23 protein-coding genes are annotated in these 26170 nt (G+C 39.7%); 22 read left to right on the top strand and 1 reads right to left on the bottom strand.

What is annotated here, in order from left to right; genetic code table 11:
• Positions 1–30 precede the first annotated feature (30 nt).
• The 8 genes from ptb (at position 31) to BM146_RS12495 (ending at position 10318) form a co-directional block, all read left to right on the top strand.
• Positions 31–939 carry a phosphate butyryltransferase gene (ptb, locus tag BM146_RS12460; protein WP_074889501.1) on the top strand — a complete coding sequence of 303 codons (909 nt, stop codon included), beginning with the start codon at positions 31–33 and terminating at the stop codon, positions 937–939.
• 61 nt (positions 940–1000) lie between these two features.
• The gene (gene buk, locus BM146_RS12465; protein ID WP_074889504.1) at positions 1001–2065 is read left to right on the top strand and encodes a butyrate kinase; all 1065 of its coding nucleotides are present in this window, start codon (positions 1001–1003) and stop codon (positions 2063–2065) included.
• A gap of 178 nt (positions 2066–2243) precedes the next feature.
• Positions 2244–4808 (top strand): preprotein translocase subunit SecA, encoded by a 2565-nt coding sequence (gene secA / locus BM146_RS12470; RefSeq protein WP_074889507.1) that lies wholly within the window; start codon positions 2244–2246, stop codon positions 4806–4808.
• 20 nt (positions 4809–4828) lie between these two features.
• Complete coding sequence (gene prfB / locus BM146_RS12475; RefSeq protein ID WP_022774642.1) at positions 4829–5971, top strand: peptide chain release factor 2; 1143 nt, start codon at positions 4829–4831, stop codon at positions 5969–5971.
• A gap of 113 nt (positions 5972–6084) precedes the next feature.
• Positions 6085–7167 carry a GGDEF domain-containing protein gene (locus tag BM146_RS12480; protein WP_074889509.1) on the top strand — a complete coding sequence of 361 codons (1083 nt, stop codon included), beginning with the start codon at positions 6085–6087 and terminating at the stop codon, positions 7165–7167.
• A 1-nt stretch (position 7168) separates the two neighbouring features.
• Complete coding sequence (locus BM146_RS12485; RefSeq protein WP_074889511.1) at positions 7169–8107, top strand: AAA family ATPase; 939 nt, start codon at positions 7169–7171, stop codon at positions 8105–8107.
• Positions 8107–9231: a DUF58 domain-containing protein gene (locus tag BM146_RS12490; protein WP_074889515.1), complete on the top strand. Its 1125-nt coding sequence runs from the start codon at positions 8107–8109 to the stop codon at positions 9229–9231. Before BM146_RS12485 ends, BM146_RS12490 begins: the two co-directional genes overlap by 1 nt.
• The gene (locus BM146_RS12495) at positions 9224–10318 is read left to right on the top strand and encodes a hypothetical protein (protein WP_074889517.1); all 1095 of its coding nucleotides are present in this window, start codon (positions 9224–9226) and stop codon (positions 10316–10318) included. Before BM146_RS12490 ends, BM146_RS12495 begins: the two co-directional genes overlap by 8 nt.
• On the opposite strand, the gene BM146_RS12500 is transcribed toward BM146_RS12495, so the two are convergent.
• Entirely contained in the window at positions 10315–11457 is a 1143-nt protein-coding gene (locus tag BM146_RS12500) for a hypothetical protein (RefSeq protein WP_074889521.1), read from the bottom strand. The genes BM146_RS12495 and BM146_RS12500 overlap by 4 nt on opposite strands.
• A 129-nt stretch (positions 11458–11586) precedes the next feature.
• On the opposite strand from BM146_RS12500, the gene BM146_RS12505 reads away from it, so the two are divergent.
• The 14 genes from BM146_RS12505 (at position 11587) to nusG (ending at position 25968) form a co-directional block, all read left to right on the top strand.
• A complete protein-coding gene (locus tag BM146_RS12505; protein ID WP_074889525.1) occupies positions 11587–12609 on the top strand; it encodes a glycosyltransferase in 1023 nt (340 codons plus the stop codon).
• Positions 12609–13646 (top strand): CDP-glucose 4,6-dehydratase, encoded by a 1038-nt coding sequence (rfbG, locus tag BM146_RS12510; RefSeq protein WP_074889528.1) that lies wholly within the window; start codon positions 12609–12611, stop codon positions 13644–13646. Before BM146_RS12505 ends, rfbG begins: the two co-directional genes overlap by 1 nt.
• Positions 13646–14995, top strand: a complete 1350-nt coding sequence (gene rfbH, locus BM146_RS12515; RefSeq protein ID WP_074889532.1) for a lipopolysaccharide biosynthesis protein RfbH — start codon at positions 13646–13648, stop codon at positions 14993–14995. The genes rfbG and rfbH overlap by 1 nt, the downstream gene beginning before the upstream one ends.
• Positions 14995–15918 carry an NAD-dependent epimerase/dehydratase family protein gene (locus BM146_RS12520; RefSeq protein WP_074889535.1) on the top strand — a complete coding sequence of 308 codons (924 nt, stop codon included), beginning with the start codon at positions 14995–14997 and terminating at the stop codon, positions 15916–15918. The genes rfbH and BM146_RS12520 overlap by 1 nt, the downstream gene beginning before the upstream one ends.
• Positions 15919–15921: 3 nt before the next feature.
• Positions 15922–17451, top strand: coding sequence for a glycosyltransferase (locus BM146_RS12525; RefSeq protein WP_074889540.1), 1530 nt, complete (start codon positions 15922–15924; stop codon positions 17449–17451).
• Between the two features lie 693 nt (positions 17452–18144).
• Positions 18145–18480 (top strand): hypothetical protein, encoded by a 336-nt coding sequence (locus BM146_RS12535; protein WP_022774658.1) that lies wholly within the window; start codon positions 18145–18147, stop codon positions 18478–18480.
• Positions 18481–18889: 409 nt separating this feature from the next.
• Positions 18890–20089 carry a UDP-galactopyranose mutase gene (gene glf / locus BM146_RS12540; protein ID WP_074889547.1) on the top strand — a complete coding sequence of 400 codons (1200 nt, stop codon included), beginning with the start codon at positions 18890–18892 and terminating at the stop codon, positions 20087–20089.
• A gap of 183 nt (positions 20090–20272) precedes the next feature.
• A complete protein-coding gene (gene fliD / locus BM146_RS12545) occupies positions 20273–21577 on the top strand; it encodes a flagellar filament capping protein FliD (RefSeq protein ID WP_074889551.1) in 1305 nt (434 codons plus the stop codon).
• Between the two features lie 37 nt (positions 21578–21614).
• Positions 21615–21815: a hypothetical protein gene (locus BM146_RS19195; protein ID WP_143087485.1), complete on the top strand. Its 201-nt coding sequence runs from the start codon at positions 21615–21617 to the stop codon at positions 21813–21815.
• Positions 21787–23673: a hypothetical protein gene (locus tag BM146_RS12550; RefSeq protein WP_207649926.1), complete on the top strand. Its 1887-nt coding sequence runs from the start codon at positions 21787–21789 to the stop codon at positions 23671–23673. Before BM146_RS19195 ends, BM146_RS12550 begins: the two co-directional genes overlap by 29 nt.
• A complete protein-coding gene (locus BM146_RS12555; protein WP_074889557.1) occupies positions 23670–24716 on the top strand; it encodes a glycosyltransferase in 1047 nt (348 codons plus the stop codon). The genes BM146_RS12550 and BM146_RS12555 overlap by 4 nt, the downstream gene beginning before the upstream one ends.
• A gap of 134 nt (positions 24717–24850) precedes the next feature.
• Positions 24851–25000, top strand: coding sequence for a 50S ribosomal protein L33 (rpmG, locus tag BM146_RS12560; RefSeq protein WP_013281689.1), 150 nt, complete (start codon positions 24851–24853; stop codon positions 24998–25000).
• A gap of 32 nt (positions 25001–25032) precedes the next feature.
• Positions 25033–25329, top strand: a complete 297-nt coding sequence (gene secE, locus BM146_RS12565) for a preprotein translocase subunit SecE (protein ID WP_022774665.1) — start codon at positions 25033–25035, stop codon at positions 25327–25329.
• A gap of 15 nt (positions 25330–25344) precedes the next feature.
• Complete coding sequence (nusG, locus tag BM146_RS12570) at positions 25345–25968, top strand: transcription termination/antitermination protein NusG (protein ID WP_083413542.1); 624 nt, start codon at positions 25345–25347, stop codon at positions 25966–25968.
• Positions 25969–26170: the final 202 nt, after the last annotated feature.

Raw genomic sequence — 26170 nt, forward strand, 5'->3', positions numbered from 1 at the left:
TAGTTTATAGACAAATGGAGGTTTATTAAAATGAGTAAGAGTTTTGACGACATTCTTGCTAAACTTAAGACAGCAAGCACCAAGAAAATGTCTGTTGCAGTTGCACAGGACACACACGTACTTGAGGCTGTCAAGATTGCAAAAGAGAGAGGAATCGTAGATTCTATCCTTGTTGGTGATAAGGACCTGATCGAGGAGAAGGCAAAAGAGGTTGAAATGGACCTTTCTGACTTTGAGATCATTGATGTTAAGGATACTATTGAGGCAGCTCGTACTGCAGTTTCACTTGTGTCATCAGGCAAGGCTGATATTTACATGAAGGGTGCTCTTGAGTCAAAAGACTTCCTTAAGAGCGTTCTTGATAAAGAAGTTGGTCTTCGTACAGGCCGTCCGCTTTCTCATGTTTGCGTATTTGAAATTCCAGGCATTGATCGTCTCTTATTCCTTACAGACGTTGCTTTCATGCCATATCCAACACTTGAAGATAAGAAAGTTATTATTGAATATACAGTAGATGTTGCAAGAGCTTGCGGTGTTGACTGCCCTAAGGTTGCTCCACTTGCAGCAGTAGAAGTTGTTAACCCTAAGATGCCTGTTACTGTTGAGGCAGCAGAGCTCACAAGACTTAACGAAGAGGGCGAGATCAAGAACTGTATCGTTGACGGACCTCTTTCAATGGACCTTGCAATTGATCCTGAGGCAGCTCAGCACAAAGCAGGAGCACTTGACAGAAAGATCGTCGGCGATGCTGATATCCTTCTTTTCCCTGATATCCACGCAGGAAACCTTACATACAAGACTATCGTAAGACTTGCGAAGGTTAAGAACGGTAACATTCTTACAGGAACAAAGGCACCGGTAATCCTTACATCAAGATCAGATTCTGTTGAAGTTAAGGTTAACTCAATCGCACTTGCTGCAGTAGTAGCAAATAAGTAAGCTGAGAGAACTTGACGAGGTTTTGTCGAGGCGTAACTACATTAAAAATAGGAGAATAATCATGATAAAAAGTTTGATCATAAATCCCGGTTCTACTTCTACAAAAGTTGGTATTTTTGAAGATGAGACTCTTGTAAAAGAGGAAACATTAAGACACAGCACTGAGGAGATCAATCAGTTCGCAAGCATAATCGATCAGAAGGATTTCCGTAAGAACATCATTCTTGATTTCCTAAAAAAAGAGAGTATTGATATTAAGTCTTTTAACGTAATAGTTGGAAGGGGCGGTCTCTTAAGACCTATCCCGGGCGGCACATATGAGTGCACAGATGCTCTTTTAGAGGATCTTAGAAAGGGTGTTCAGGGCCAGCATGCTTCTAACCTTGGCGGCATCCTTGCAAGAGAGATCGGTGATGAGATCGGTGTTCCTTCTTACATTGTTGACCCTGTTGTAGTTGACGAGATGGAACCTGTAGCACGTATTTCAGGTGTTCCTGAGATTGAACGTGTATCTATCGACCATCCTCTTAATCAGAAAGCTGTTGCAAGAAGATACGCTAAAGAAATTGGCAAAAAATATGACGAGATCAGTGTAATTGTTGTACACATGGGTGGTGGTACATCAACAGGTGTTCACAAAAACGGCAAGATGATAGATGTTTACGCAGCACTTAACGGTGACGGTGCATTTTCACCTGAGAGAGCCAATGGTATTCCTGCAAAGGCTCTTGTAGATATGTGCTTCTCAGGCAAGTACACATATGATGAGATGAAGAAGAAAATCGTCGGAGGCGGCGGACTTAATGCATATCTTGGAACTAACGATATGAGAGAAGTTAACAAGATGTGCGAAGAGGGTAATGAGAAGGCTATTCTTGTCCGTGATGCTTTTGTTTACCAGATTTGTAAAAACATTGGTGCTTGCGCAACAGTACTAAAGGGTAAAGTTGACCAGATCATTCTTACAGGTGGTATTGCTTACGGCCAGGTGATCACTGATGCCATCAAAGAGAGAGTTGACTGGATCTGCCCTGTAACTGTATATCCGGGCGAGGATGAGCTTCTTGCTCTTGCACAGGGTGCTATTCGAGTACTTAATGGTGAGGAACAGGCAAAAGAATATTGATAATTTATCAGTGGTGTCGGTCATTTTGACCGGCACCTTTTTGCGCATGAGGGGCATGTCATTAGATATTTGCTATGACGACAAGCGTATTGAAAAGCTATTATTAATCTGCTACAATGTACAACGGACTTTTGCTAAAATATTGGGTTATTATGCCCTTTTTTATGAGGAATAAAACATGAGTATTATTGATAAGATTATTGGTACACATAGCGAGAGAGAACTTAAGAGAATTCGCAGTACTGTTGATTCAATTGAGGCTATGAGACCAAAGATGCAGGCTCTTTCCGATGAAGAACTCAGAGGCAAAACAGATGAGTTCAAGAAGAGACTGGCAAATGGGGAGACACTTGATGATATTATGCCAGAGGCATATGCGACAGTTCGTGAGGCAGGTAAGCGTGTTCTTGGAATGGAACACTTCAGAGTACAGCTTATTGGTGGCGTTATCCTTCATCAGGGGAGAATCGCTGAGATGAGAACCGGTGAAGGTAAGACACTTGTAGCTACTCTTCCTTCTTACCTCGATGCCCTTGAGGGTAAAGGCGTTCATGTAGTAACAGTAAACGATTATCTTGCAAAGCGTGACGCTGAGTGGATGGGTAAGATCCATGAATTCCTTGGTCTTACTGTCGGTGTTGTTTTAAACAGTATGACTTCTGAAGAGAGAAGAGCTGCTTATAACTGTGATATCACTTATGTAACAAACAACGAACTTGGATTTGATTACCTTCGTGATAACATGGCGATCTATAAAGAGCAGTGTGTTCTTCGTGGACTTAACTATGCCATCATCGATGAGATAGACTCTATCCTTATTGATGAAGCAAGAACACCTCTTATTATTTCAGGTCAGTCTGATAAATCAACCAAGCTTTATGAGGCATGTGACATCCTTGCAAAGCAGATGACACGTGGTGAGGATATGGAAGATCTCACTAAGATGGATGCCATCATGGGTGTTGAGAGAGAAGAGACCGGTGACTTTATCGTCAACGAGAAGGATAAGATTGTAAACCTTACAGCACAGGGGGTTGCCAAGGTTGAGAGATTCTTTAGAATCGAGAACCTTGCTGATCCTGAAAACCTTGAGATTCAGCATAATATCATCCTTGCTCTTCGTGCAAACAACCTTATGCAGAGAGATCATGATTACATCGTTAAGGATGATGAAGTTCTTATTGTTGATGAGTTCACAGGCCGTGTAATGCCGGGACGACGTTATTCAGACGGCCTTCACCAGGCAATCGAGGCAAAAGAGCATGTTAAGGTTAAAAGAGAGTCCAAGACTCTTGCTACTATCACTTTCCAGAATTTCTTTAACAAGTTCGAGAAAAAATGTGGTATGACAGGTACTGCTCTTACAGAGGAGAGAGAATTCCGTGATATCTACGGAATGGACGTTATCGAGATTCCTACAAACGAGCCTGTTATCCGTAAGGATCTTCAGGATGCAGTTTATAAGACTAAAAAAGAGAAGTTGAACGCTATCTGCGATGCAGTAGAGGAAGCTCATGCAAAGGGACAGCCTGTACTGGTTGGTACTATCACTATTGAGTCTTCTGAGGAAATAAGTAAGCTCCTTAGAAAACGTGGTATTCAGCATCAGGTACTTAATGCCAAGTTCCATGAAATGGAAGCTGAGATAGTAGCAGAGGCTGGTAAGCACGGCGCTGTTACAATCGCTACTAACATGGCAGGCCGTGGTACAGATATTAAGCTTGACGAAGAGGCAAGGGCAGCAGGCGGACTTAAGATCATCGGTACAGAGAGACACGAGAGCAGACGTATCGACAATCAGCTCCGTGGTCGTGCCGGACGTCAGGGTGATCCCGGTGAATCCAAGTTCTACCTTTCACTTGAGGATAACCTCATGAGACTCTTTGGTTCAGAGAGACTTATAGCAATGTTCAATGCTCTTAAGATTCCTGATGGACAGGAAATTGAGCACTCATCTCTTTCAAAGGCTATTGAATCAGCTCAGAAGAAGATTGAGTCCAACAACTATGCGATAAGAAAGAACCTTCTCGAGTATGACCAGGTTAACAATGAGCAGAGAGAAATCATCTATGCAGAACGTAAGAAAGTTCTCGATGGTGACTCTATGAGGGATTCTATCTACAAGATGATAACGGATATTGTAGAGAATGCAGTAGAAACAGTTGTTGGAGAGGAAAATGATCCTGATAACTGGAATCTTGGCGAACTCAATGAGCTACTTCTTCCAACTGTACCACTTAAGAAGATTACAAGAGGCCGCATTGAAACTCTTACAAAGGCTGGTCTTCTTCAGCAGTTAAAAGAGGAAGCTGTTAAGCTTTACGAGACAAAAGAAGCAGAGTTCCCTGAGCCAGAAACAATCCGTGAGATTGAGCGTGTAATCCTTCTGAAAGTAATTGACAGAAAGTGGATGGATCATATCGATGATATGGATCAGCTCCGTCAGGGAATCGGTCTTCAGGCATATGGCCAGAGAGATCCTAAGCTTGAGTACAAGCTTGCAGGCTACGAGATGTTTGATGATATGACCAGAAACATCAAGGAAGATACAGTAAGACTTCTTTTCCATGTTCACATCGAGGAGAAGGTTGAGCGTGAGCAGGTAGCCAAGGTTACAGGAACAAATAAGGATGATTCAGTTGCAAAGACTCCTGTTAAGAGAGTTGAAGCTAAGGTTTATCCAAATGATCCATGTCCATGCGGAAGTGGTAAAAAGTTTAAGAATTGTCATGGAAGAGTTTAAGTAATTAGAAAGGTAAGTATATGGTAGTTTTAGATCAGATGAAGGTTGAGATTCAGAACTTGCAGGATACTTTAAAAGAAGTAACTGCTTCCCTTGACCTTGAGTCTAAGAAAAAAATAATTGAAGAGCTTAGCCGTGAGATGGAAGAGCCTGGTTTCTGGGATGATGCAGAAAAGGCCAACAAAAAGACAAAAGATCTTAAGAATATGCAGGATCTTGTTGAAAACATCGAAAGACTTAACAATCAGTACGGTGATATTATTGACCTTATTGATATGCAGAATGCAGAAGGCGTAGATGATGATGATATGGCTGCTGAAATCAGATCAGAGCTTGATGAGTTTGAAGAGACTTTAGAGAATATCCGTATCAGCAATCTTCTCAATCAGCCTTATGATAAATATGACGTAATCCTTCGTCTCAATGCAGGAGCAGGCGGAACAGAAGCTTGTGACTGGGCAAGCATGCTTTATCGTATGTACACAAGATGGGCAGAGAGAAAGGGCTTTACAACAGAAGTTCTCGATCTTCTCGACGGAGATGAAGCAGGAATCAAATCAGTTACATTCCAGATTTCAGGAACAAATGCTTATGGACTGTTAAAGTCAGAGCATGGTGTTCACAGACTTGTTCGTATCAGCCCGTTCAATGCGCAGGCTAAGCGTCAGACATCATTCGTATCATGCGATGTTATGCCTGATATTGAAGAGGACGTAGATGTAGAGATCAATCCTGATGATCTTAGAATTGATACATATCGTTCAAGTGGTGCCGGTGGACAGCACATCAACAAGACATCATCAGCTGTACGTATCACACATATTCCTACAGGTGTTGTAGTTGCTTGCCAGAATGAGCGTTCACAGTTCCAGAACAAAGATAAGGCTATGCAGATGTTGAAGGCTAAACTGTTCATCATGAAACAGGAAGAACAGGCAGCAAAGCTTGATGGAATTCGTGGTGAAGTGAAGGATAATGCATGGGGAAGCCAGATCAGATCCTATGTACTTCAGCCATACACAATGGTTAATGATACAAGAACAGGATTTAAGGCATCTAACGCAGATGGCGTTCTTGATGGTGATCTTGATCCATTTATCAATGCATATCTTAAGTGGCTTGCAACAGGTGGAAAGCCGGTTGGAGATACTTCAGAAGAATAATCACAGGGGATGCGGCTTTTGTGTCGCATCCTTTTTTGATGTTTTTTATTCAAAAAATAGCTTTCGAAATTTATGTATTCCTAGTACAATATTGTATTAGGGGAGTTGTGTTTATGAAAATTATTGAGAATGCTAAAGCTTTATGGAACCTATTTAAAGATTACCGTTCTATGAATGATGATGATTTGGCTGATTTTTACCAGTCAAAGTGCGATTATTATCAGAATTATGTGGCTATCAGCTTAGTGGTTGGCGCATTTGTTTCTATTACATATATTTTCTCGGATTATTTGCTCAATGGCACTTATCTTCCGACACTTATTCCCAGATTTTCAATACTTGTGGCGCTGGCGCTTTTTTTGGTGCTCATTAATTTTGTGCGTGACAGCAAGCTCATTACCTTTTTGGATTTTGCTCTTGCCCATTGCATAGTGTTGGCAACTATGTGGGCCATCTATCATCTTGAGATCAAGGTTCATGCCAGTGAAGGCTTTATTATCATGAACGTGGTATTTTTGACCGTTGGATTCGTTTCAAGGCCAAGATATACCTTCCTTTCCAGTGTGATCTTTATTCTTGAGATCCTTATCACCAACACTTTTAATCATTATCCAAACCTTGATATTATCCTTGCACTGCAGATTCCGGTTGGTCTTGCGGTTGTATGTTCACACATTCTTTTGACATTGTACTACCTTGATCATTACAGGGTTCGTCAGAAGCTTGAACTTGCGATGGTTACAGATCCACTCACTCAGGTTTATAACAGACACCTTTTGGAAAAAATTGTAACAAAGAATGCTCTTATTGATGCTCAGGAGCCTATTGCAATAGCAATGCTTGATATCGATTACTTTAAGCAGGTTAATGATGAGCATGGTCACTATACAGGGGACCTTACACTTTTGTATATAGGTAAAAAGCTTTCAACTGAAACTCACGGTGATGATTATGTTATCAGATTTGGCGGTGAGGAATTTATTATTATCTTCAAGAACTGCGATGTGAATAATGCCTGCGCAAGAATGGAACAGTTCAGGCGCGATATAGAGGCTGCTACAGATACACCTGTTCCATTTACAGTATCTGTGGGTGTTTCCAAGTACACGGGTGATTTCGCGAAGACTATACAGAATGTTGATTCAGCTTTGTACAAGGCCAAAAATACAGGAAGAAACAAGGTAGTGGTTGTTTGATATGGGGAGCATAAAGGATATCCGAGACAATATTGGCAGGGTGTTAGTTGGTAAGGACGAGACAGTTCTTTTGACGGTGGTTGCTATGGTGGCCGGTGGACATGTTCTATTAGAAGATGTCCCTGGAACCGGCAAGACCATGCTTGCTAAGGCACTGGCCAGATCAGTAGATGGAAGTTTTAAGAGAATTCAGTTTACACCGGACCTTCTCCCGTCTGATATCACAGGACTTAATGTTTATCAGATGTCTAAGGGAGAGTTTGTTTTTAACAAGGGTCCGGTTTTTTGTAACATTCTATTGGCGGATGAGATAAACAGGGCAACTCCAAGAACACAGGCAGGACTTCTTGAATGTATGGAGGAGAGGCAGGTTACAATTGACGGGCAGACAAGAACTCTTGAGAGGCCGTTTTTTGTTATTGCGACACAGAATCCAGTTGAGACTAGTGGAACTTTCCCTCTCCCTGAAGCGCAGCTGGACAGATTCCTTATGAAGCTGTCTGTCGGATTTCCTGACAGAGATGAAGAAATAAAAATTCTAGAGCGCTTTGATGGTAGTGGAAGCGGAGAAGCTTTAGAAAAGATCAGCTCTGTGACAGGTCCAAAAGAAATAGAAGAAATGCATGGTGAGGCTATGAAGGTAAAAGTTCACCCTCAGATAAAGGAGTACATAGCAGATATTATAGTTGCTACCAGAAAAAGAAGAGATGTTTCTTCCGGCGTTAGCACAAGGGGAAGTCTTGCACTTCTTAACTGTGCCAAAGTTTTGGCCTTTGCTGAAGGAAGGGACTATGTTGTTCCTGAGGATATCAAGAGACTTGCAGTGCCTGTTTTGGCTCATAGACTTATTCTGGCTTCCGGCTATGGAGTGAATACGGATGCAAGTGGAATAATTCATAGCATTCTTGATGAAATTTCTGTACCGACTGAGGATTTCTGATGCCTATTATACTTATACCAATAGTTATTTTCGCTTTATATCATTTGGAAAAATGGCTCTTTGGTAATTTTTGGGACAAAGGGCTTATGGCGAGGCTTGATTTTGTTGAAGAAGCAGTAAATGAGGGCGAGAAGGCTCATTTACAGGAAGTTATCACTAACAGGAATTTTTTGCCCCTGCACATCTTGCAGGTCAGCTTTCAGACTGATAGGGGACTTACATTTTCAGAAGAGACCAATTCCTCTGTCTCTGACAGGGTCAATGTGACGGACGTATTTAGCCTGGGATTATATGAAAAAATAACAAGAAAGTTGGAACTTGATTGTCAAAAGAGAGGATATTTTAGCATTTTGAAGACTTCTCTCAAGGCATCAGATCTTTTTAGCCCTGATATCAGATATAACACCTTTGAACAGCACACGAATCTCTATGTCTATCCGGCGCCGCTTTCTGTCAGTAAGACAGAAGTGCCATTTAGACAGCTTATGGGAGATGTGCTTTCAAAGCGTTTTTTGTATGAGGATAATTTTACTTTTCGTGGGATCAGGGATTATTCCAAGACCGATCCGCAGAACATGGTGAACTGGAAGGCAACTGCCAAGACAGGAAATCTGAAGGTGAACCTGCATGATCATACATCTTCTCAGGAAGTGATGTTTATTTTAAATGTGGATGAACCGGGAATATTGTTCGAAAGGGAACTTTTGGAGGATTGCATAAGACTAACTATGTCTTTAGCGGGGAGATTTATCGAGGAAAATGTGCCGGTATCTCTTTTGACCAATGGTAGAGACAAGGTTACAGGGGAAAGCATCTTTATTATGGCGGGAGCATCATCACTTCATATGGTTAGCATAAAAAGAGCTCTTGCAAGGATTGACCTTGAGAAGACGTTACCCAATTCTATGGCGGAGTTGGTGGAAAGAGAAGTGGCAAACGTTGATATAGAAAATACAACATTTTGCTATATTTCTACCACCAGAGGTGATGATTCTTTAAAGGCAGCAGGTTTCTTGGCTCAAAAGTCCGGGAAACTGTTATGGCTGTGCCCTTTAACCAAGGATATGAAGCAGGAACGTCCGGAAAATTTAAAAATCGATTTCAAAGTGGTTATACATGAATAAGAGAATAGAAATATTAAGGATAATAAACAACATAGTGATAGCGTTATGCCTGAATTTTTTAAGTGTAATGTCTCTGAGGCTTGGCTTTAAGAAGGAAGTGGTCATTGTCTTTTTGTGCATCAATTTGCTTTTGGTGCTAATAATCACTGCTCTTGAGAGGATAAGAGAAACTCTTGTTTTTTATCCTGAGATTTCGGAGGCTTTTTTCTTTATTGGTCTCTACATTTTTTGCAGGATCGTTAAAATACAGGAAGGCGTGATCGTGGTTCTTGTGGGCGAAGCAGTGTGGGGAATTCTGGCGGTTTTATATTACAATGCCAGACAGATACTGGATGCAATGGTTCCCTTTAAAGATGGTTCAAGTGTTCCAATAGAGATGGTAAAAAAGAATAATGGCAGAATGGTGCGTTTGTCAGTGATGACTGTGGCTGTTTCAATGTTTATCTGTACCTTGTTCGACTACGGAAAAGAAATTGCTGCTGCGGTAAAATATCTTGTCATTAGTTTCTTGAGGTGGCTTTTTGGATTTTTAAGTTTTAAAGAACCGGAAGAATATGTGCCGCTCCAGGAGAAACAGGAATTTGGTAATCTCCAGAGTCTTCTGCCGCAAGATTATGAAGATGATTCCATTTGGCACAGCATATGGGAATTTCTTTACTGGGTTTTGGCAGCAGTTGTTCTTATTGCTGCGATAGTTCTTTTGATAAGGGGGATAGGCAGACTTTACAAGACGTTGAAGAACTCAAGGAATGTTCTTAAGGATAAGCTTGGGCGTGATAAAGTTGAGTATTTAAGTCCGTTTGATAAAAAAGAAAGTGAAAAATCAGGAAAAAGAAATGGATCTTTTTTGCAGATGAGGCTCAGTAATGAGGGGAGAGTCAGACTCTTATTCAGGAAGTATATTAAAAATGGAAGCGGTTATACTGATGTTAAGAAAAGTCAGACACCAAGTGAACTTGAAAAGGCATCAAATGGAAGAGTGTCTGTGGCCTTTAGTATTTATGAAAAGGCCAGATACAGTGAACATCAGATAACCGCTGAAGATTTGAGAAGTATTAAAAAAATTGTAAGGGGACAGGAACTTTAAAATATTGAGGTGACATCCGTTATGTTATTATCAGTAACTTTAAAAGACCAGATTGAGTGACCTTTAAGTCTGTGTTCTGTAAGAAAATAGGTGTCATCTACATTTGAGATGTAGTAAGGGGTTCCTCCTCCAATAAAGTATTCTGAATAGATGTCTTCGTATTTTCCCTGACTTAAGTCGGACAGGGAGGCTGTCTTTATTATGGTTGCGAAGTCCTGTGAGCCTGTTGTATCTGTTGAAACTGAAATATAATAATAATCCTGAATTTTAGTAATCTGCACCATTCCTGCAATTTCTGCGGGGACGGTGTATTTTTCTTTTATCTCTAAAGTGTCAAGGTCGCACATTATGATGTTAGAAGCGGCGGCAGAATTTGTGTCGGAAACTCCTGAAACAAAGTAAATGTATCCATCAATTATAGAAAAAGAGCGGACATAAATGCCATCAAGTTCGTCAATTTTGCGAATATCGGTCAAGTACATTCTGCTTGAATCCGATGTGTGTCTGAAACAGTAAAGCTCGCCGGTAGTAGAACTCCACACATAAAAGGTATCCGTAATCTCGTTGTAAACAGTGTAATGTGGTCTGTTTCCAATATCATAAAAGGTCTGGGTATGAACGAATTTATCATTAACTATTTCATATACCAGAACTCTGTTATTTTCTGTGTCGTCGATCATGTATACAGTGCCATCGCTTGCTATGGTATGTGGCTGTGTGGCATCGCTTGACATGATGTACCATTCATCAAGAGGTGCATTAAGGTCCTGAGAGTAAATAACGCGATTGTGATAACAATCTACTATGAACCAGTTATCACCCTGTTTGGTGATGAAAGTTGGAACGCTTAGTTCGGTATCATAGTTCTGCACAATTTCTATGCCTGCTATGGCATCTTCTATGTCAACGTCATCTTCAGCATCTGCAAGTTCCTGACCTACAGAAGTAAGACTGGACTCTTCGATATAAGATGCACCGTTAAAAGGTGCTGCAGGAGTCAGAGTAGTTGAGTAAACAACTGCTGAGTCGGCAGAAGAATCAGGAATTGAAGTGTTGCCGAAATCTTGTATGTTGCATCCGGAAAGCAGCGAAGCAACAATAAATACGCTTAATGATTTATGTAAAAATGTCTTTTTCATTAAAAAATCTGTCCTTTTCAAAACTCCTTTTAGTTTACATTATGTTTGTTTCGAGGTAAAGGATATTGAAAAATATACTATAAAACGTTACGATTATTATAATAATATCGCATATCCAGGGGGTATAGTATGGTTACGATCAGTCTTTGCATGATAGTGAAAAACGAAGAAAGCTGCCTTGAAAGGTGTTTGAACAGTTTAAAGGGCCTGGTAGATGAAATGATTGTTGTTGATACCGGATCAACTGACAGGACAAAAGAGGTGGCAAATGCATTCGGAGCTAAAGTATATGACTTTAAGTGGACCGGAGATTTTAGTGAGGCCAGAAATTATTCTTTTTCTAAGGCAAGCTGTGACTATATTTATTCGGCAGATGCAGATGAGGAGCTTGATGAGGCCAATCGTGAACGTTTCCTACAGATGAAAAGAGATCTTGAAGAACTTGATATTGATATTGTACAGATGTACTATTGTAACCAGTTGTCTTTTAGAACAGTATACAATTATGATCGGGAATTAAGACCCAAGCTCTTTAAGAGGGTCAGATATTTTGTATGGGAAGACCCGATTCATGAGCAGGTGGTTTTAGATCCTGTTATTGTAAATTCTGAAATTGAAATCATACATAATCCAGCTGAGAATCATTCATCAAGAGATTTGTGTTCCTTTAGAAAGGCTATCGAAGATGGCAAGTTCTTATCAAGACGCCTTTATGGAATGTACGCTAGAGAACTTATGATGTCAGGAACGGATGATGACTTTTTTAAAGCAAAAAGATTTTTCGAAGAATCGCTACAGGATACCCACAGAAGTCTTGATGAGATAAAAGAGGGAAGCTGCATCCTGTCTCATATTGCGGTTATCGAAGGGGATGTTGCAGCTCTTTTGAAGTATGCTTTGAAAGACGCAATAACTGAAATGTCCAGTGAGGTTTGCTACGAACTTGGTGATTTTTACTATAGCCAAAACGACTATGATGAGGCTATAGTGTGGTATTATAATGCAGCATACGAATGTGAGAGTATACTGGACATTCAAAAATCCAAGGAGCTTCCAAGGCTTGCTATTGCCAAATGTTATAAAGCTTTAGGCAATAATGAGCTTGCTCAGGACTATGAAAAGGAAGCTTTAGAAGTACAAAAGGAAGAGTAATGTTAGATTTTTACAAAGGGAAAAGGGTGCTTGTCACCGGTCATACAGGCTTTAAGGGAAGCTGGCTGACCAAGATTCTAATCATGGCAGGAGCAAAAGTCTATGGCTATGCGTTATCTCCTGAGGGAGATGAAAACTTATTTGATATTTCCGGGGGGGGTGAGGATATCTGCTCATGCATTGGAGATATCAGAGATTTTGACAAACTTAAAGTTTTTTTTGACGAGGCAAAACCGGAGATAGTTTTTCATCTGGCTGCTCAGCCAATTGTCAGAGATTCTTATGAAAGACCGCGCTATACCTATGAAACAAATGTTATGGGGACGGTAAACATCTGCGAGTGCGTAAAAGAGTCGGACACGGTCAGATCTTTTTTAAATGTTACTACCGATAAAGTTTATCAGAACAACGAGTGGGAATGGGGCTACAGAGAGGATGAGAAACTTGATGGTTATGACCCGTATTCCAACAGTAAGTCATGCTCTGAACTTGTGACTCATTCATACATTAATTCATTTTTCAGGGAAATGGGGATAGCTACATCCACTGCTAGAGCCGGAAATGTAATTGGTGGTGGCGATTTTGCTAAAGACAGAATCATTCCCGATTGCGTTAGAGCGGCCAGAAGCGGGCAAAAGATAACTCTTAGAAACCCTGAATCTACTAGACCTTACCAGCACGTGCTGGAGGCTCTTTCAGCATATCTTTTGATTGCTAAAATGCAATATGAAAATGGCGAGAGTGCCGGCTTTTACAATGTTGGCCCCAATGAGGCAGATGCTGTCACTACGCTTAAGATTGCCAAATTGTTCCGGGCAAAATACGGCGAGCCGGATATAGAGATTAAATCTGATAATGGTCCTCATGAGGCCAATTATCTTAAGCTCGACTGCTCAAAAATAAAGAGCAGGTTAGGCTGGGCACCAAAGTGGGATATTGAAATGGCTGTTGAGAAGACGGCAGAGTGGACTCGTGGGTACCTTGAGGGTCACGCAATAGAAGTTATGGAAAAAGAAATAAAGGAGTATTTTGATTAATGTCAGGCAATGAAGCACAAAAAGCTGCCAGAAAACAAATTTTAGATCTTGTGGCAGATTACTATGATAAATTTTTAAAGGTGGATAATACAGGTTTTGAAAAAGGCGACAGAATTCCTTATTCAGGGAGAGTCTTTGATGAGAAGGAAGTGAAAAATCTCGTGGATTCTTCACTTGATTTCTGGCTCACTGCAGGCAGATATACAGATGAATTCGAGGAGAGATTTGGCAAGCTTCTTGGAGTAAAAGGCGTGAGTCTTGTAAACAGCGGATCTTCAGCTAATCTCATCGCATTTATGGCTCTTACTGCTCCTGAACTTGGTGAAAGAAGAGTAAAAAAAGGTGACGAGGTAATTACAGTTGCCTGCGGATTCCCTACAACTATCTCACCCATTATCCAGTATGGCGCTGTTCCTGTATTTGTTGATGTTACAATTCCTCAGTACAATATCGATGTGACAAGGCTCGAAGAGGCATTAAGCGACAAGACAAAAGCGGTAATGATTGCTCATACTTTAGGTAATCCATTTGATTTAAAGGCTGTAAGGCAGTTCTGCGATAAGCACAATTTGTGGCTTATTGAGGATAACTGCGATGCTCTCGGTTCAGAATATGAGATCGATGGCGAAACAAGATTTACCGGAACCTGGGGAGATATTGGAACATCAAGCTTTTACCCGCCACACCATATCACTATGGGAGAAGGAGGATGTGTTTATACCAATAACGGACTCCTGCATAGAATGGTAAGAAGCTTTAGAGACTGGGGAAGAGATTGTGTATGTCCTCCGGGAAAAGACAATTTCTGTGGCCACAGATTTGATGGCAAGTTTGGAGACCTTCCTGTTGGATACGACCACAAATACGTATACAGTCATCTTGGATACAATCTCAAGGCAACAGATATGCAGGCAGCAGTTGGATGCGCTCAGCTTGATAAGCTTATTCCTTTTGCCAATGCCCGTAGAAATAATTGGGCGATGCTCAGGAAGGAACTTGAAAGTGTAAATGATCTTCTTATTCTTCCAGAGGCAGCAGAGAACTCCAATCCTTCATGGTTTGGTTTTATCATGTGCGTGAAAGAGAAAAGCGGGGTATCAAGGAATGATATAACAAAGGCCCTTGAAGCAAATAATATTCAGACAAGACTTCTTTTTTCTGGAAATATCTTAAGACATCCTTGCTTTGCTGAGTACAAAGAGAGTGTTGATTATAGGGTGGTTGGATCTCTGGAAGTAACTGACAGAGTCATGAACAATGCTTTCTGGGTAGGTGTTTATCCGGGAATGAATGAGAAAAAGATAGAGTTTATGGCCAGCGTTATCAGAAAGGCCCTTGGAAGGGAATGATGAGGACTGCAATTGTAACCGGTGCATTTGGATTTGCAGGTGCCAATCTTGTAGAACAGCTTTTGGAAAGTAACTATGTTGTTTATGCCATTGGCAGAGAAGGCTCTTTGCACAATGACAGATTTCAAAGTGCTCAGAATTTGAAAACCCGCTTTATTGATATGGAGGACTATGACAAAATTCCAAACCTTATTGATGAAGAGGATATTAAAGATAAAGAGGTTATCTTTTTTCATCTATCATGGGGCGGTGGAAGGGATGATTTTGATTCTCAGGTTAAGAACATAGACGGAAGCCTTAAAGCCATGGACAGCGCTATTTCTTTTGCTGATAAAGGAAATAAAGTGGTGTTTGTTGGTATTGGGTCACAGGCGGAATATGGTGTAAAAGATGATTCAAAAGAGCTTGATGAGAATGCCCTTTTAGAGCCGTTTTCTGCTTATGGAGCTGCAAAGGCAGCGGCTTTCCACCTTATTAAGAATAAAGCTAAAAAAGCCGAAATACATTTTGTGTGGGGCAGAATATTCAGCCTGATTGGTAAGTACGAACCGGAAGGAAGGATGTTGCCTGATCTTGTAAGAAAGCTTAAACGGGGAGAGGAAGTTTATTTAAGTTCCTGCAGGCAGTATTGGGACTATCTCGATGCCAAAGATGCAGCTAAAGCCATAATGCTCCTTGGAGAGAAAGGCAGAGACGGAGAAGTCTACAATATAGCAAGCGGCAACTATAAGGAGCTTAAAGTTTTTGTGAAAGAGGCTGCGAAGTATATTGGAGCAGATGAGAAGCTTTTACACTTCGGAAAGGATCCGGAGCCTTATGTTTCTTTTAAACCAATGGTTAAAAAGCTTATGGAAGATACCGGATGGAAGGTTGAGAGTTCTTTTTTTGATTCTATAGATTGTTATGACCAAAATGTAAGGTGAAGCATGTACGAAAGACTGCAGGAGCTGATTTCGAGCGGAGATTACAAAGAGGCCCTCTACGAGTTGCAGGAGGAGTTCTTTCATATTGACCGGAAGACTGATAAAGATGCGGCCAGACTTTGCCTTCTTGAGGCTTCTTTATGGGAAATGCTTGAGGACACCACTGCGGAATTCGATGCTATAGCACGGGGATTGAAATATGATCCTTGCAACTATGAGCTCTTTTACATGTTGGGACTGATTTATAAGGACATAAATTTAAATAAAGCATATCTTTGTGTGCAGCAGGCGCTTCTTTATTGCGAAGTGCCTGAAGATGCTGCAACTATCAAAGATATGCTTTTTGAATTGAAAAAAGATAGTTCTTTAAGGGTAAAAAAACTGAGCGTCATGGTGTTGTCATACAACGATTTGGAATTTTTAAGGAAGTGTATTGAGAGTATAGAAAATACCTGCTTTATGGAGGATATCGAAGTTGTTGTGGTGGACAATGATTCAACAGATGTATTGGTCAAAGAGTTTTTGAAAGAAAAAAGGGCTACTGCGAAATACACTTTTAAGCTTATTGAGAGTGGTGAAAATTTAGGATTTCCTTTGGGATGTAATCTTGGAGCTCGAAACTGCGACAGGGATAGAGACATTTTCTTTTTGAATAATGATGCTGTACTTATGCCTAATTCAGTTTTCTTTTTGAGAATGGGGTTGTATGAAAATAAAAATGTGGGGGCAGTATCGGCGCTTTCAAACAGCGCATCACTTCAGGAAGTAGAACCTTTATGTTTTGAAAAATATGCAGGGAAAAAGCTTGAAAATTGTTGGCATAAAAAGCTGGCATTAGATGAGAGCCTTAAGATATTTGGAAACTATTCAAAGGATAACGCTGTTCCCAGGCACAATCCATATATACGACGATTCAGGCTGACAGGATTTGCTCTTATGGTTTCTAAAGAGGCTCTTGATGCGGTTGCTCCTGATAGAGAGGTTTTTGACGGACGCTTTTCACCAGGGTATTTTGAGGATGATGATCTGGGGATAAGGATTGCAAGAGCAGGATTTATGCAGTATGTATGTGATAATAGCTTTATTTATCATCATGGTGGAGGTGGTTTTGAGGGCCATAATGAAGCTATGGAAAATAGCCGGAAGAAGTTTATTGATAAGTGGGGATTTGATATCTGGAGTTTTAGTCTTCAATGGGACGAAGCCTGTGCTGCGATTGTTGCGATATATGACGAGAGAAGAGAACCATTGCGAGTCATAGATTTTACCTGTGGTTTTGGTGCAACAGCTTCATTTTTAAAGCATGAAATTCCCGATATATATGTGGCAGGTGTCTGCAGGACGTCTTTTGCTGCCGGTATAGCAAATAATATGGCAGATGAGGTGGCGTGGGGGGATTTAAATCTCTGCAGATTGCCATGGAAAGATCATTCTTTTGACGTGGCACTTATAGACAGGAATGACGTTTGTAAGGTGAGGGCTTCACAGTATATAAAGCAAAATGGTATCATTATAGATGAAGGCTTCGTTTAAAAGGAGACGAATAATAGTCAATGCGCTGTGATAATTGTAAGCAAGTTTTAGATGATAAGATTAGTTCAAAATTAAATTTTTGTCCCATTTGCGGGAACAGACTTTTTTATGAGGATAAGATTTTTTATATCACCGTTTACAGATGTTACTGATTTTATAAAAATCATTGCAGTTAGGCGTAAAATGGGCGCTATAGACATTCAATGTGAGGGAAATGTTCATAAAGTTTATAGTATTCCGAAAGATGCCTACAATGAGATTATGGTATATTTAACCAATAGAATTCAGGAAATAAGGGATTAGTACGGGACTTGTATATGTGCATGGAATTCAAGTCTATGTGCGACACAAAATAACAAATATTTAATGATGATAAACAGCACTTTTGTGCTGTTTGTTTTTTCGTAAATTGTCATGTCGATTATAGCGGTTAACGGATGTGCGATAATATTCAGTTAACGCAAAAAAGTTGTTATTGTAACAATGAATTGTGAAAAAAGTGTGAACACTTTCGCAAATTCTTGTTATCACTTGCAATTTCGTTAAAATGCCAAAAAACCCTTGTTAATCTTGATGAAAATTTATTAGAAAATTCCCCTAAAAAGTGAATGACGAAAAAACGTTAATGTGGTAGACTTTACTTTGCCAAAAGAATGATTATTCACAAGATAAAAAATAAATAGGAGGTATGACATGACAAAGGCAGAAATTTTAAAAAGAGAAATCTTACAGCAGTATAAGAGTGTCAGACAGTTCGCAATAGATATGTCTATTCCATATAGCACGCTTGTTACAGCACTTGATAGGGGGATCGAGGGTATGGCTTACGGTACAGTTATAAAAATGTGCGATCGTCTTAACTTGAATCCGGTAGATTTTTCAACACTGGAGCAGGGAACAGATCTTGGCAAGAAGATTGTTGAAAACCGCGTTATGCAGCAGTATGTTAAACTTAATAAGGCAGGACGTAAGAAAATCCTTGATATGATGGGAGATTTCTCACAGCTTGATAAGTACCAGGCAGACTGATATTTTGAGGGATGCATAACCAGAGAGTGGTAAGCTTTTTGTTTCTCTGGTATCGTTCACAATGATTTGATAAAAGTATGACATCTTGAACTAAATTCCAGAAATCCGCATATACTGCGGATTTCGTGAGAACATGAGTGAAGAGTCAACCAAGCCTCATCGACGAAGTCGATTTAAATTGGCTTGGTTTATGCATTCTTGAATTGTTGATTCAAGAATGCATAAAATAGCTATGCGACTTATTTCGTATTGGTAAAATAAGTCGCATAGCTATTTTTTTATTTTATATTCATTTGTTCGAGATAAAACATTTATGAGATCACTGGAAACTGTGCATTTGTTGTTATATGAGCAAAGTTTGTTATAATGAAGTAGTTATTATTATAAGTTGAGAATAGGAGAAAGTATCATGAAATACGATTACTTGGTGGTTGGAGCAGGACTTTTTGGGGCTGTGTTTGCACATGAGATGGCTGTTAAGGGCAAGAACGTTCTTGTTATTGATAGAAGAGATCATATAGCCGGTAATATATATACTGAAAATAAAATGGGGATTAATGTGCATAAGTATGGTGCGCATATTTTTCATACTTCTGATAAAGAAGTGTGGGAGTATGTTAATAGGTTTGCTGAGTTCAATAACTACATTAACTGTCCTGTAGCTTCATATAAGGATGAACTTTATAATCTGCCATTCAATATGAATACATTCAGCAAAATGTGGGGGATTAAGACTCCTGCTGAGGCTAAGGCTATTATTGATAAACAGGCAGGCGAAGAAATAGAGAGAATGAATCAGGAAAAGGGAACAACAGAGTTCGTTGCTGATAACCTTGAAGAACAGGCTCTTTCTCTTGCAGGAAGAGATATCTATGAGAAGCTTGTAAAGGGTTATACGGAAAAGCAGTGGGGAAGAGATTGTAAGGAGCTTCCGGCCTTTATCATAAAGAGGCTTCCTATGAGATATATTTATGATAACAATTATTTTAATGACAGATATCAGGGTATTCCTATAGGAGGTTATACAGCACTTGTTGAGAAGCTTCTTTTGATCAGAAAAGATGAGGAAGTACCATTTTTATCAGGATCTATAACTGTAAAGACAAATACTGATTATTATGATTTTGTCAAAATGGATGGGAATATTCCTGTTCAGCCTTTTGAATCAGTAAGTGGAGACAGCTTCGATAAAATTTTATTTACAGGTATGATTGATGAGTTCTTTGGATATAAGCTGGGGACACTTGAATACAGATCACTTAGATTTGAAACAGAGGAGCTTCCGGAGGTTGATAACTATCAGGGTAACGCTGTTGTTAATTACACTGAAAGAGAGATTCCTTATACAAGAATCATTGAACACAAGCATTTCGAGTATGGCAACGGTAAAGGAACTATTATAACAAGAGAGTACCCTGCAAACTGGAAACATGGTGATGAACCATATTATCCAATGAATGATGAAAAGAATAATAATCTTTTTTCACAGTACACATCACTTGCAGGCGAGTACAACAATATCCTCTTTGGTGGAAGACTGGGGCAGTACAAGTATTACAACATGGATCAGGTTATAAGAGCAGCACTTGACATGGTTGCAGAACAGTGAAACGTTTGCAATAATTTATACTTTTTTAATTTTTATTTTGAATATGTTTATTGACTTATTGGCAAGTTTAGGTAAATATATAAGTAACTAAATGTGGCTAGGTGTGCCCTCGCGCGGCAGATGCCAAAGGATTGGCAGAGGAAAGGACTCGTGCGTTATCAAGGAAGAAAGGAGGGGCTACATATGGCAGGTGTTTCTTTAAATGGTGTTTATAACCATTTCATACAAGATTATGTATCTAAAGATGTTACGCAGGCTGATGCACATCGTAAGGATGAGCTTCGAGATGTGTATAAATCTATTGCCAAAATCAATAAACAGTCCCCTCTGTATTTGCTAACGGATGACGATATAACTCGCAACGATGCGATTGAGATAAAAGAAAAGGCCAGGCTTCTTCAAGGTAAAATTTTTGGGCTTAGTAATCAGGAAGATAAGACTTCGCTTAATCATACCTCTGCGTTTACGACAGATGATGCAAAGGTAGAGGCTTCTTATATCGGAAGAACACCCGATGATGATGTTGGAAATGCAGGATTTGATATTGAGATCTCACAGTTGGCAACTAGTCAGATTAATACGGGAAGATTTTTGGTCAAGGATTCTTCGACAGTTCTTTTGCCTGAAAATTATGCATTTGACGTCAGGATTGACAAGCAGGAGTATGAGTTCCAGTTTAGTGTTTATCAATCAGACAAGAATATAGATGTTTTACAGAGGCTTGAAAAGCTTATAAATAGAGCCGGTATAGGATTAAATGCTGAAGTTGTTGAAAGTAGCGATAATAGAGCTGCGCTTCAGATTGGAAGTGCGCGCACCGGTATAAGAAATGGCGAGACCAGCCAGTTTGAGATTTATGAGTCTGGAGGTGAACTATCAACAGGTTCAGTCGAGGCATTGGGGCTTGATCAGATATCTTCACCCGCTGCGAATGCGCACTTTACATTGAATGGCGAAGATAGAATAGCGATATCTAATCACTTTACGGTAGGCGGTAAGTTCGATATTCAAATTAAAGATGTCACTACATCCCCGGTAAATGTCGGGTTGAAAAGAGATAATGAAGCACTGGTTAAGCATATCTCATCTCTTGTCGATAATTATAATAGATTTATACTTGAAGCGTCCGGCAAACAGGATGCGAAGTTTAAGAGTGACAAGCTTAAGGCTGAAGCTGTGAGCATAGCGAGGCAGCATATGTCGTCTATAGAGGATATGGGTATAAAGCTTGAGGGCGATGGAACTATTTCTATAGATGATGAAATGCTCAGGCAGGCGGTTGCAGGACTTCAAAATGATGAAATGCTAAAGCCGATCAAGAATTTTACAGATGCACTTATAAACAAGGCAAAAGATATAGCGGTCGATCCTATGAAGTATGTTGAAAGACCGGTTGTTAATTATAAGAATCCGGACAGCAATGACAATACTTTATCTCCGTATATTACAAGCGAGTACTCAGGAATGATGTTCAATAATTATTGCTGAGATCGCGCTTAAGTTACCTTTTCTGCAGGAAGGTGACTTGAAATTATATATAGAAGCGGTATACATCATGTGTATGCCGCTTCTTTGCGTTTGGCTTTACTTTGAAAAGCGTTGTTTTGCTCAGATGCGGTTTGTGGGGATGGCTTGTATCGTGTATAATGGCGTAAGTGAGGTAAATACTGATGATATTTTGGACGACAGTTGCGGCTATGTTGGCTTTAAGTATTTGCATAGCTGATAGATATAAGGTTAGTATTGGGGATGGAATAGCACTATCAGGCGCCACGACAATTTTGCTTCTTTATATTCTTGCTTTTTTCAGGGGAATGAAGCTTATAGGAGTTGTTGGACTTGTGTTTGTTGTGGTGATTCTGTTGGGGAGTTTTTTTTCTGCTAAGAAAAATAATGCGGAAAAGACCACAAAAAAAGAGCCTTTTTGTGGATTTTCATTAAAAATATATGCGCTGGATCCCTTATTTATCATGTTTGTTGCAGTTGTAGCAATAGTTACAATACTTACAAGGCAGCAGGTGTTTTCATGGTGGGATGATATTAATTTTTGGTCATCTGATGCAAAACAGCTTTTTTATATGAATGGATTTCCGGGAAAATATGGAAATGTTTCTCCTGAATTTGGGGATTATCCACCGGTCACATCTATATTTAAATGGCTTTTTTTACAGATCAGCTCTGGCAGTTATAATGAGAGTCTTCAATTTGCTGGCTATTTTTCACTGAACCTCATTTTTCTTATGCCTCTTGCAGGCAAATTAAGAAAGTGGATAGGGGATGGATGGGGGGTCGGAGCCTTAAAAAAAACAACTCTTCAGGTGACCTCCTTTGCGGTGGTAGCGCTATTGCCTGGTGTATTTAATGGGATAATCTATTACGGAACACCGGCTGATATAACCATGGGAATAGTGTATGGAGCGCTTCTTCTTGCTATTTATGATCAGGATATTGTTGATGAAAGTTTTTACTATGTCAGGATTGCTCTTTATTCTTCGGTTCTTTTTTTGACTAAATCCGTGGGCATTGAGTGGGCGATATTTGCATTCCTGTTTTACCTGTTTACCCGGAAAAAGAGCTGGAAAATACTGATATCCTGTGCTGTGTCTGGTGGCTTTTATATGAGCTGGCTTTTGTTCTGTTTTATAAATAGAAGAGTTGCAAAGCTGACAGGAGCAGGACTACGTATGGCGACTTCAGGTACTTATACTGCACCTCAGAACACTTTGGAAAAGGCCGGGTATTTTATAGAAGGCTTCTGGACAATGCCGATGCATGCGGATTCAAATCTTACATTTGATATTTCAACGGGGGCGGCAGTATTGATCCTTGCGGCATTTCTTTTTGCTTTAAAAAGAAGTGGAATCCTGAATGCGGTGGAGGCAAAGAAGATAGGAATTTTTCTTGGAATATCAGGACTTTTATGCTATGGAATCATATTCCTTGCACATATTTCCATTTTTCAGACGGAAGATCAGTATCTCGACGCCTATGCAATGGCGGTTTCCATTTCCAGATATGCTTGTCCGTTTACTCTTGGTGGTTTTTATCTTATTATGGGAGTCTTTTGTAATGGATGTAGTAAAGTCTCTCTTAAAATCAGTAAGCGGATTGGTATTGCATTTCTTATGTTTGTTCTTTTGACAGCAGATTATACAGGCGTATACAAGCATTTGTGGGGATACAGAAAAAGTGTAGAGGAAAATATAAAATATTGTTATGATATGGTTGACGATGAGGGAAGAATCCTGGTGGATAACCTTGTTCAAAACGAGAGCCTTTGGGGAAAACGAGTTCTTGTCATGAGAGACGGGCATACATATACGTGGGTTCATGATACTTACATTAGTAAAGAGGCTTCGCCTGTGGCTTTGGTTTATGATGGCTATCTTGCAGAACAGGAAAGCTTTGGGGATATGGCAAACAAGATATTAACAAGCCATGCTTCATATTTATATGTGGAAGATGTGGATGGAACGGCAGCAGAGCTTTTTGATCCACTGATGAAGAATGGAGAAAAATTTATTCCAAGTACCGTTTATAAAATTGAAATAAGTGAAAAAGGAGTTGTTCTTACTTCAATATGATTACACCGATTATTATCCCGGCTTACGAACCGGATGAGAAACTGATAAAGCTTGTGGATGAATTGAATAGTGCTTTGGTAAGACCGATCATTGTTGTAAATGATGGCTCGGACAAAGAAAGATTCGGACACGTTTTTAAAAGCGTTAAAGAGAGAGGGGCTATTGTTCTTGAACATGCGGTCAATATGGGAAAGGGCAGGGCGCTTAAGACTGCTTTTAACTATTGCCTTAATGAATATGAGGATCTGGCAGGAGTGATAACTGCTGATTCTGATGGACAGCACACTGTTTCTGATATTAAAAAGTGTAAGGGAGCTCTTTTAGCTGATTCTGGAGCTCTTGTACTGGGCGTGAGAAACTTTGATGAAGGCGGAATACCTGCAAGGTCTGTATTTGGAAACAAGTTGACACGCATGATAATGAAACTGCTTGTGGGGCTATCGATAAGTGATACTCAGACAGGGCTCAGGGGAATTGGTACTTGCTTTATGAAATATCTTTTGACTGAAGATGGAGAGCGCTTTGAATTTGAGACCAACATGCTGATAGCAACAAAGGATCAGGGGATTAATATTATTGAGGTACCTATAAGTACAATATATTTAGAAGAAAATAAGTCGAGTCATTTTAATCCGATAGTAGATTCAATAAGGATTTATGCAATATTCCTTAAGTTTTTATTTTCTTCTTTGTCATCAAGTGTTGTTGATATAGTGATGTTCAGTATATTCTGTGCTATCTTTAGGAATGTTCCAACGGCGATAGGATATATCATGCTTTCAACGATTCTTGCCAGGATTATTTCTGCAATTTACAATTTTGCTATTAACTATGGAATTGTGTTCAAAGGAAAAGGAAGTAAAATAAATGCTGCAATAAAATATTTTGCGCTTGCAGTTTGCATTATGTTATTGAGTGGCTTCTTTGTAACGATAGGACATGGATTGTTTGGCGACGTGCCGGAAATAGTTGTGAAGGTACCTGTTGATTGTTTGCTTTTTTTACTCAGCTTTATCGTTCAGAGGGAAATTGTTTATAAATAAAAAAGTCATTGACTAAGATTAGTTACTATGATATATTAAACAAGCGACTAAAGATTTACGTCTTTTTTTTATGCAAAAAAATGATGATAAAAGGCGCAAAGTTAAGATAATTAGAACACACCGGAGGTGAGATTATGCGTACAAGAATTACATTAGCATGTACAGACTGCAAGAATCGTAACTATGACACAACAAAGGATAAGAAGACACATCCTGATCGTGTTGAGATGAAGAAGTACTGCCCATTCTGCAAGAAGCATACATTACACAAGGAAACAAAGTAATTTCATTCCTTATTAGGAGGGAGACTGCGGGTATGGAAGAGACCAAGGTAGTAGATAATAAGTCTGAGCAGACTAAGAGCTCTTCTGCCAAGAAAAACAAGAAATCAAAGAACGGACTTCTTGGAAAGATCGGTGCAGTGATCACTAAGATAGGTGATTTCTTTACTGGGGTTAAGGCGGAGTTTGGCAAGATTATTTGGCCAACAAAGGATGATGTGATTAAGCAGACAACGGCTGTTGTTGTAGTGTCAATAATTTGTTGTGCTCTTATAGCTGTATTGGACTATGCGTTTGAATATGGTATGAATTTCATAACATCTATATTCTAATTTAAAGGAGATAATATGTCAGAAGAAATGGAAAAATCTTTTGAATCTGATGAGCAGTTTGAAAATGCAGAAGCTCCTGTTAATGAGGAGATTGAAACTCCTGCTGCAGAGCCTGTAAATGAGAATGCTCATTGGTATGTTGTTCATACATATTCAGGATATGAGAACAAAGTAAAGGCCAATCTTGAGAGCGCTATTGTTAATAGACATCTTGAGAATCAGATTTTTGAGGTTAGAGTTCCTCTGCAGGATGTTGTTGAAGTTAAGAATGGTGTGCGCAAGAATGTGCAGAGAAAAATGTTTCCTGGTTATGTCCTTGTTAACATGGATATGAATGATGAAACTTGGTACGTAGTTCGTAATACACGTGGAGTTACAGGCTTCGTTGGACCGGGAAGTAAACCAGTTCCGCTTACAGATGCAGAGATTAAACCTCTCGGAATCAAGACTGACACAATTTCTGTTGATTTCTCGGTTGGAGATGAAATTGCTGTTGTTGCCGGTGTTTGGAAAGACACTGCCGGTGTTGTTCAAAGAATGGACTTTGGCAAACAGACAGCTACGATCAATGTTGATTTGTTTGGTCGTGAGACTCCGGTTGAGATTAGTTTTGCGGAAGTTAGAAAGATTGATTCATAATTGATATGATATTCGATGCGTGAGCATTTGAATATAAATTGCAATCATTAGATTGCACGTAACCGCTGAGTGGGAGCGACTCCCATCATGCGTCTTTCACATGATGGTGGAGTCGCCCCTGTGAAAAGTCCCAGACTCGTTTTTTTTGAGTCTGTTGGACTTGACCACGGGAGCAAAAACCGTATGGGAGTCGCGTCCGACC

The organism is Butyrivibrio proteoclasticus (assembly GCF_900115735.1).
GTDB classification, from domain to species: domain Bacteria; phylum Bacillota; class Clostridia; order Lachnospirales; family Lachnospiraceae; genus Butyrivibrio; species Butyrivibrio proteoclasticus_B.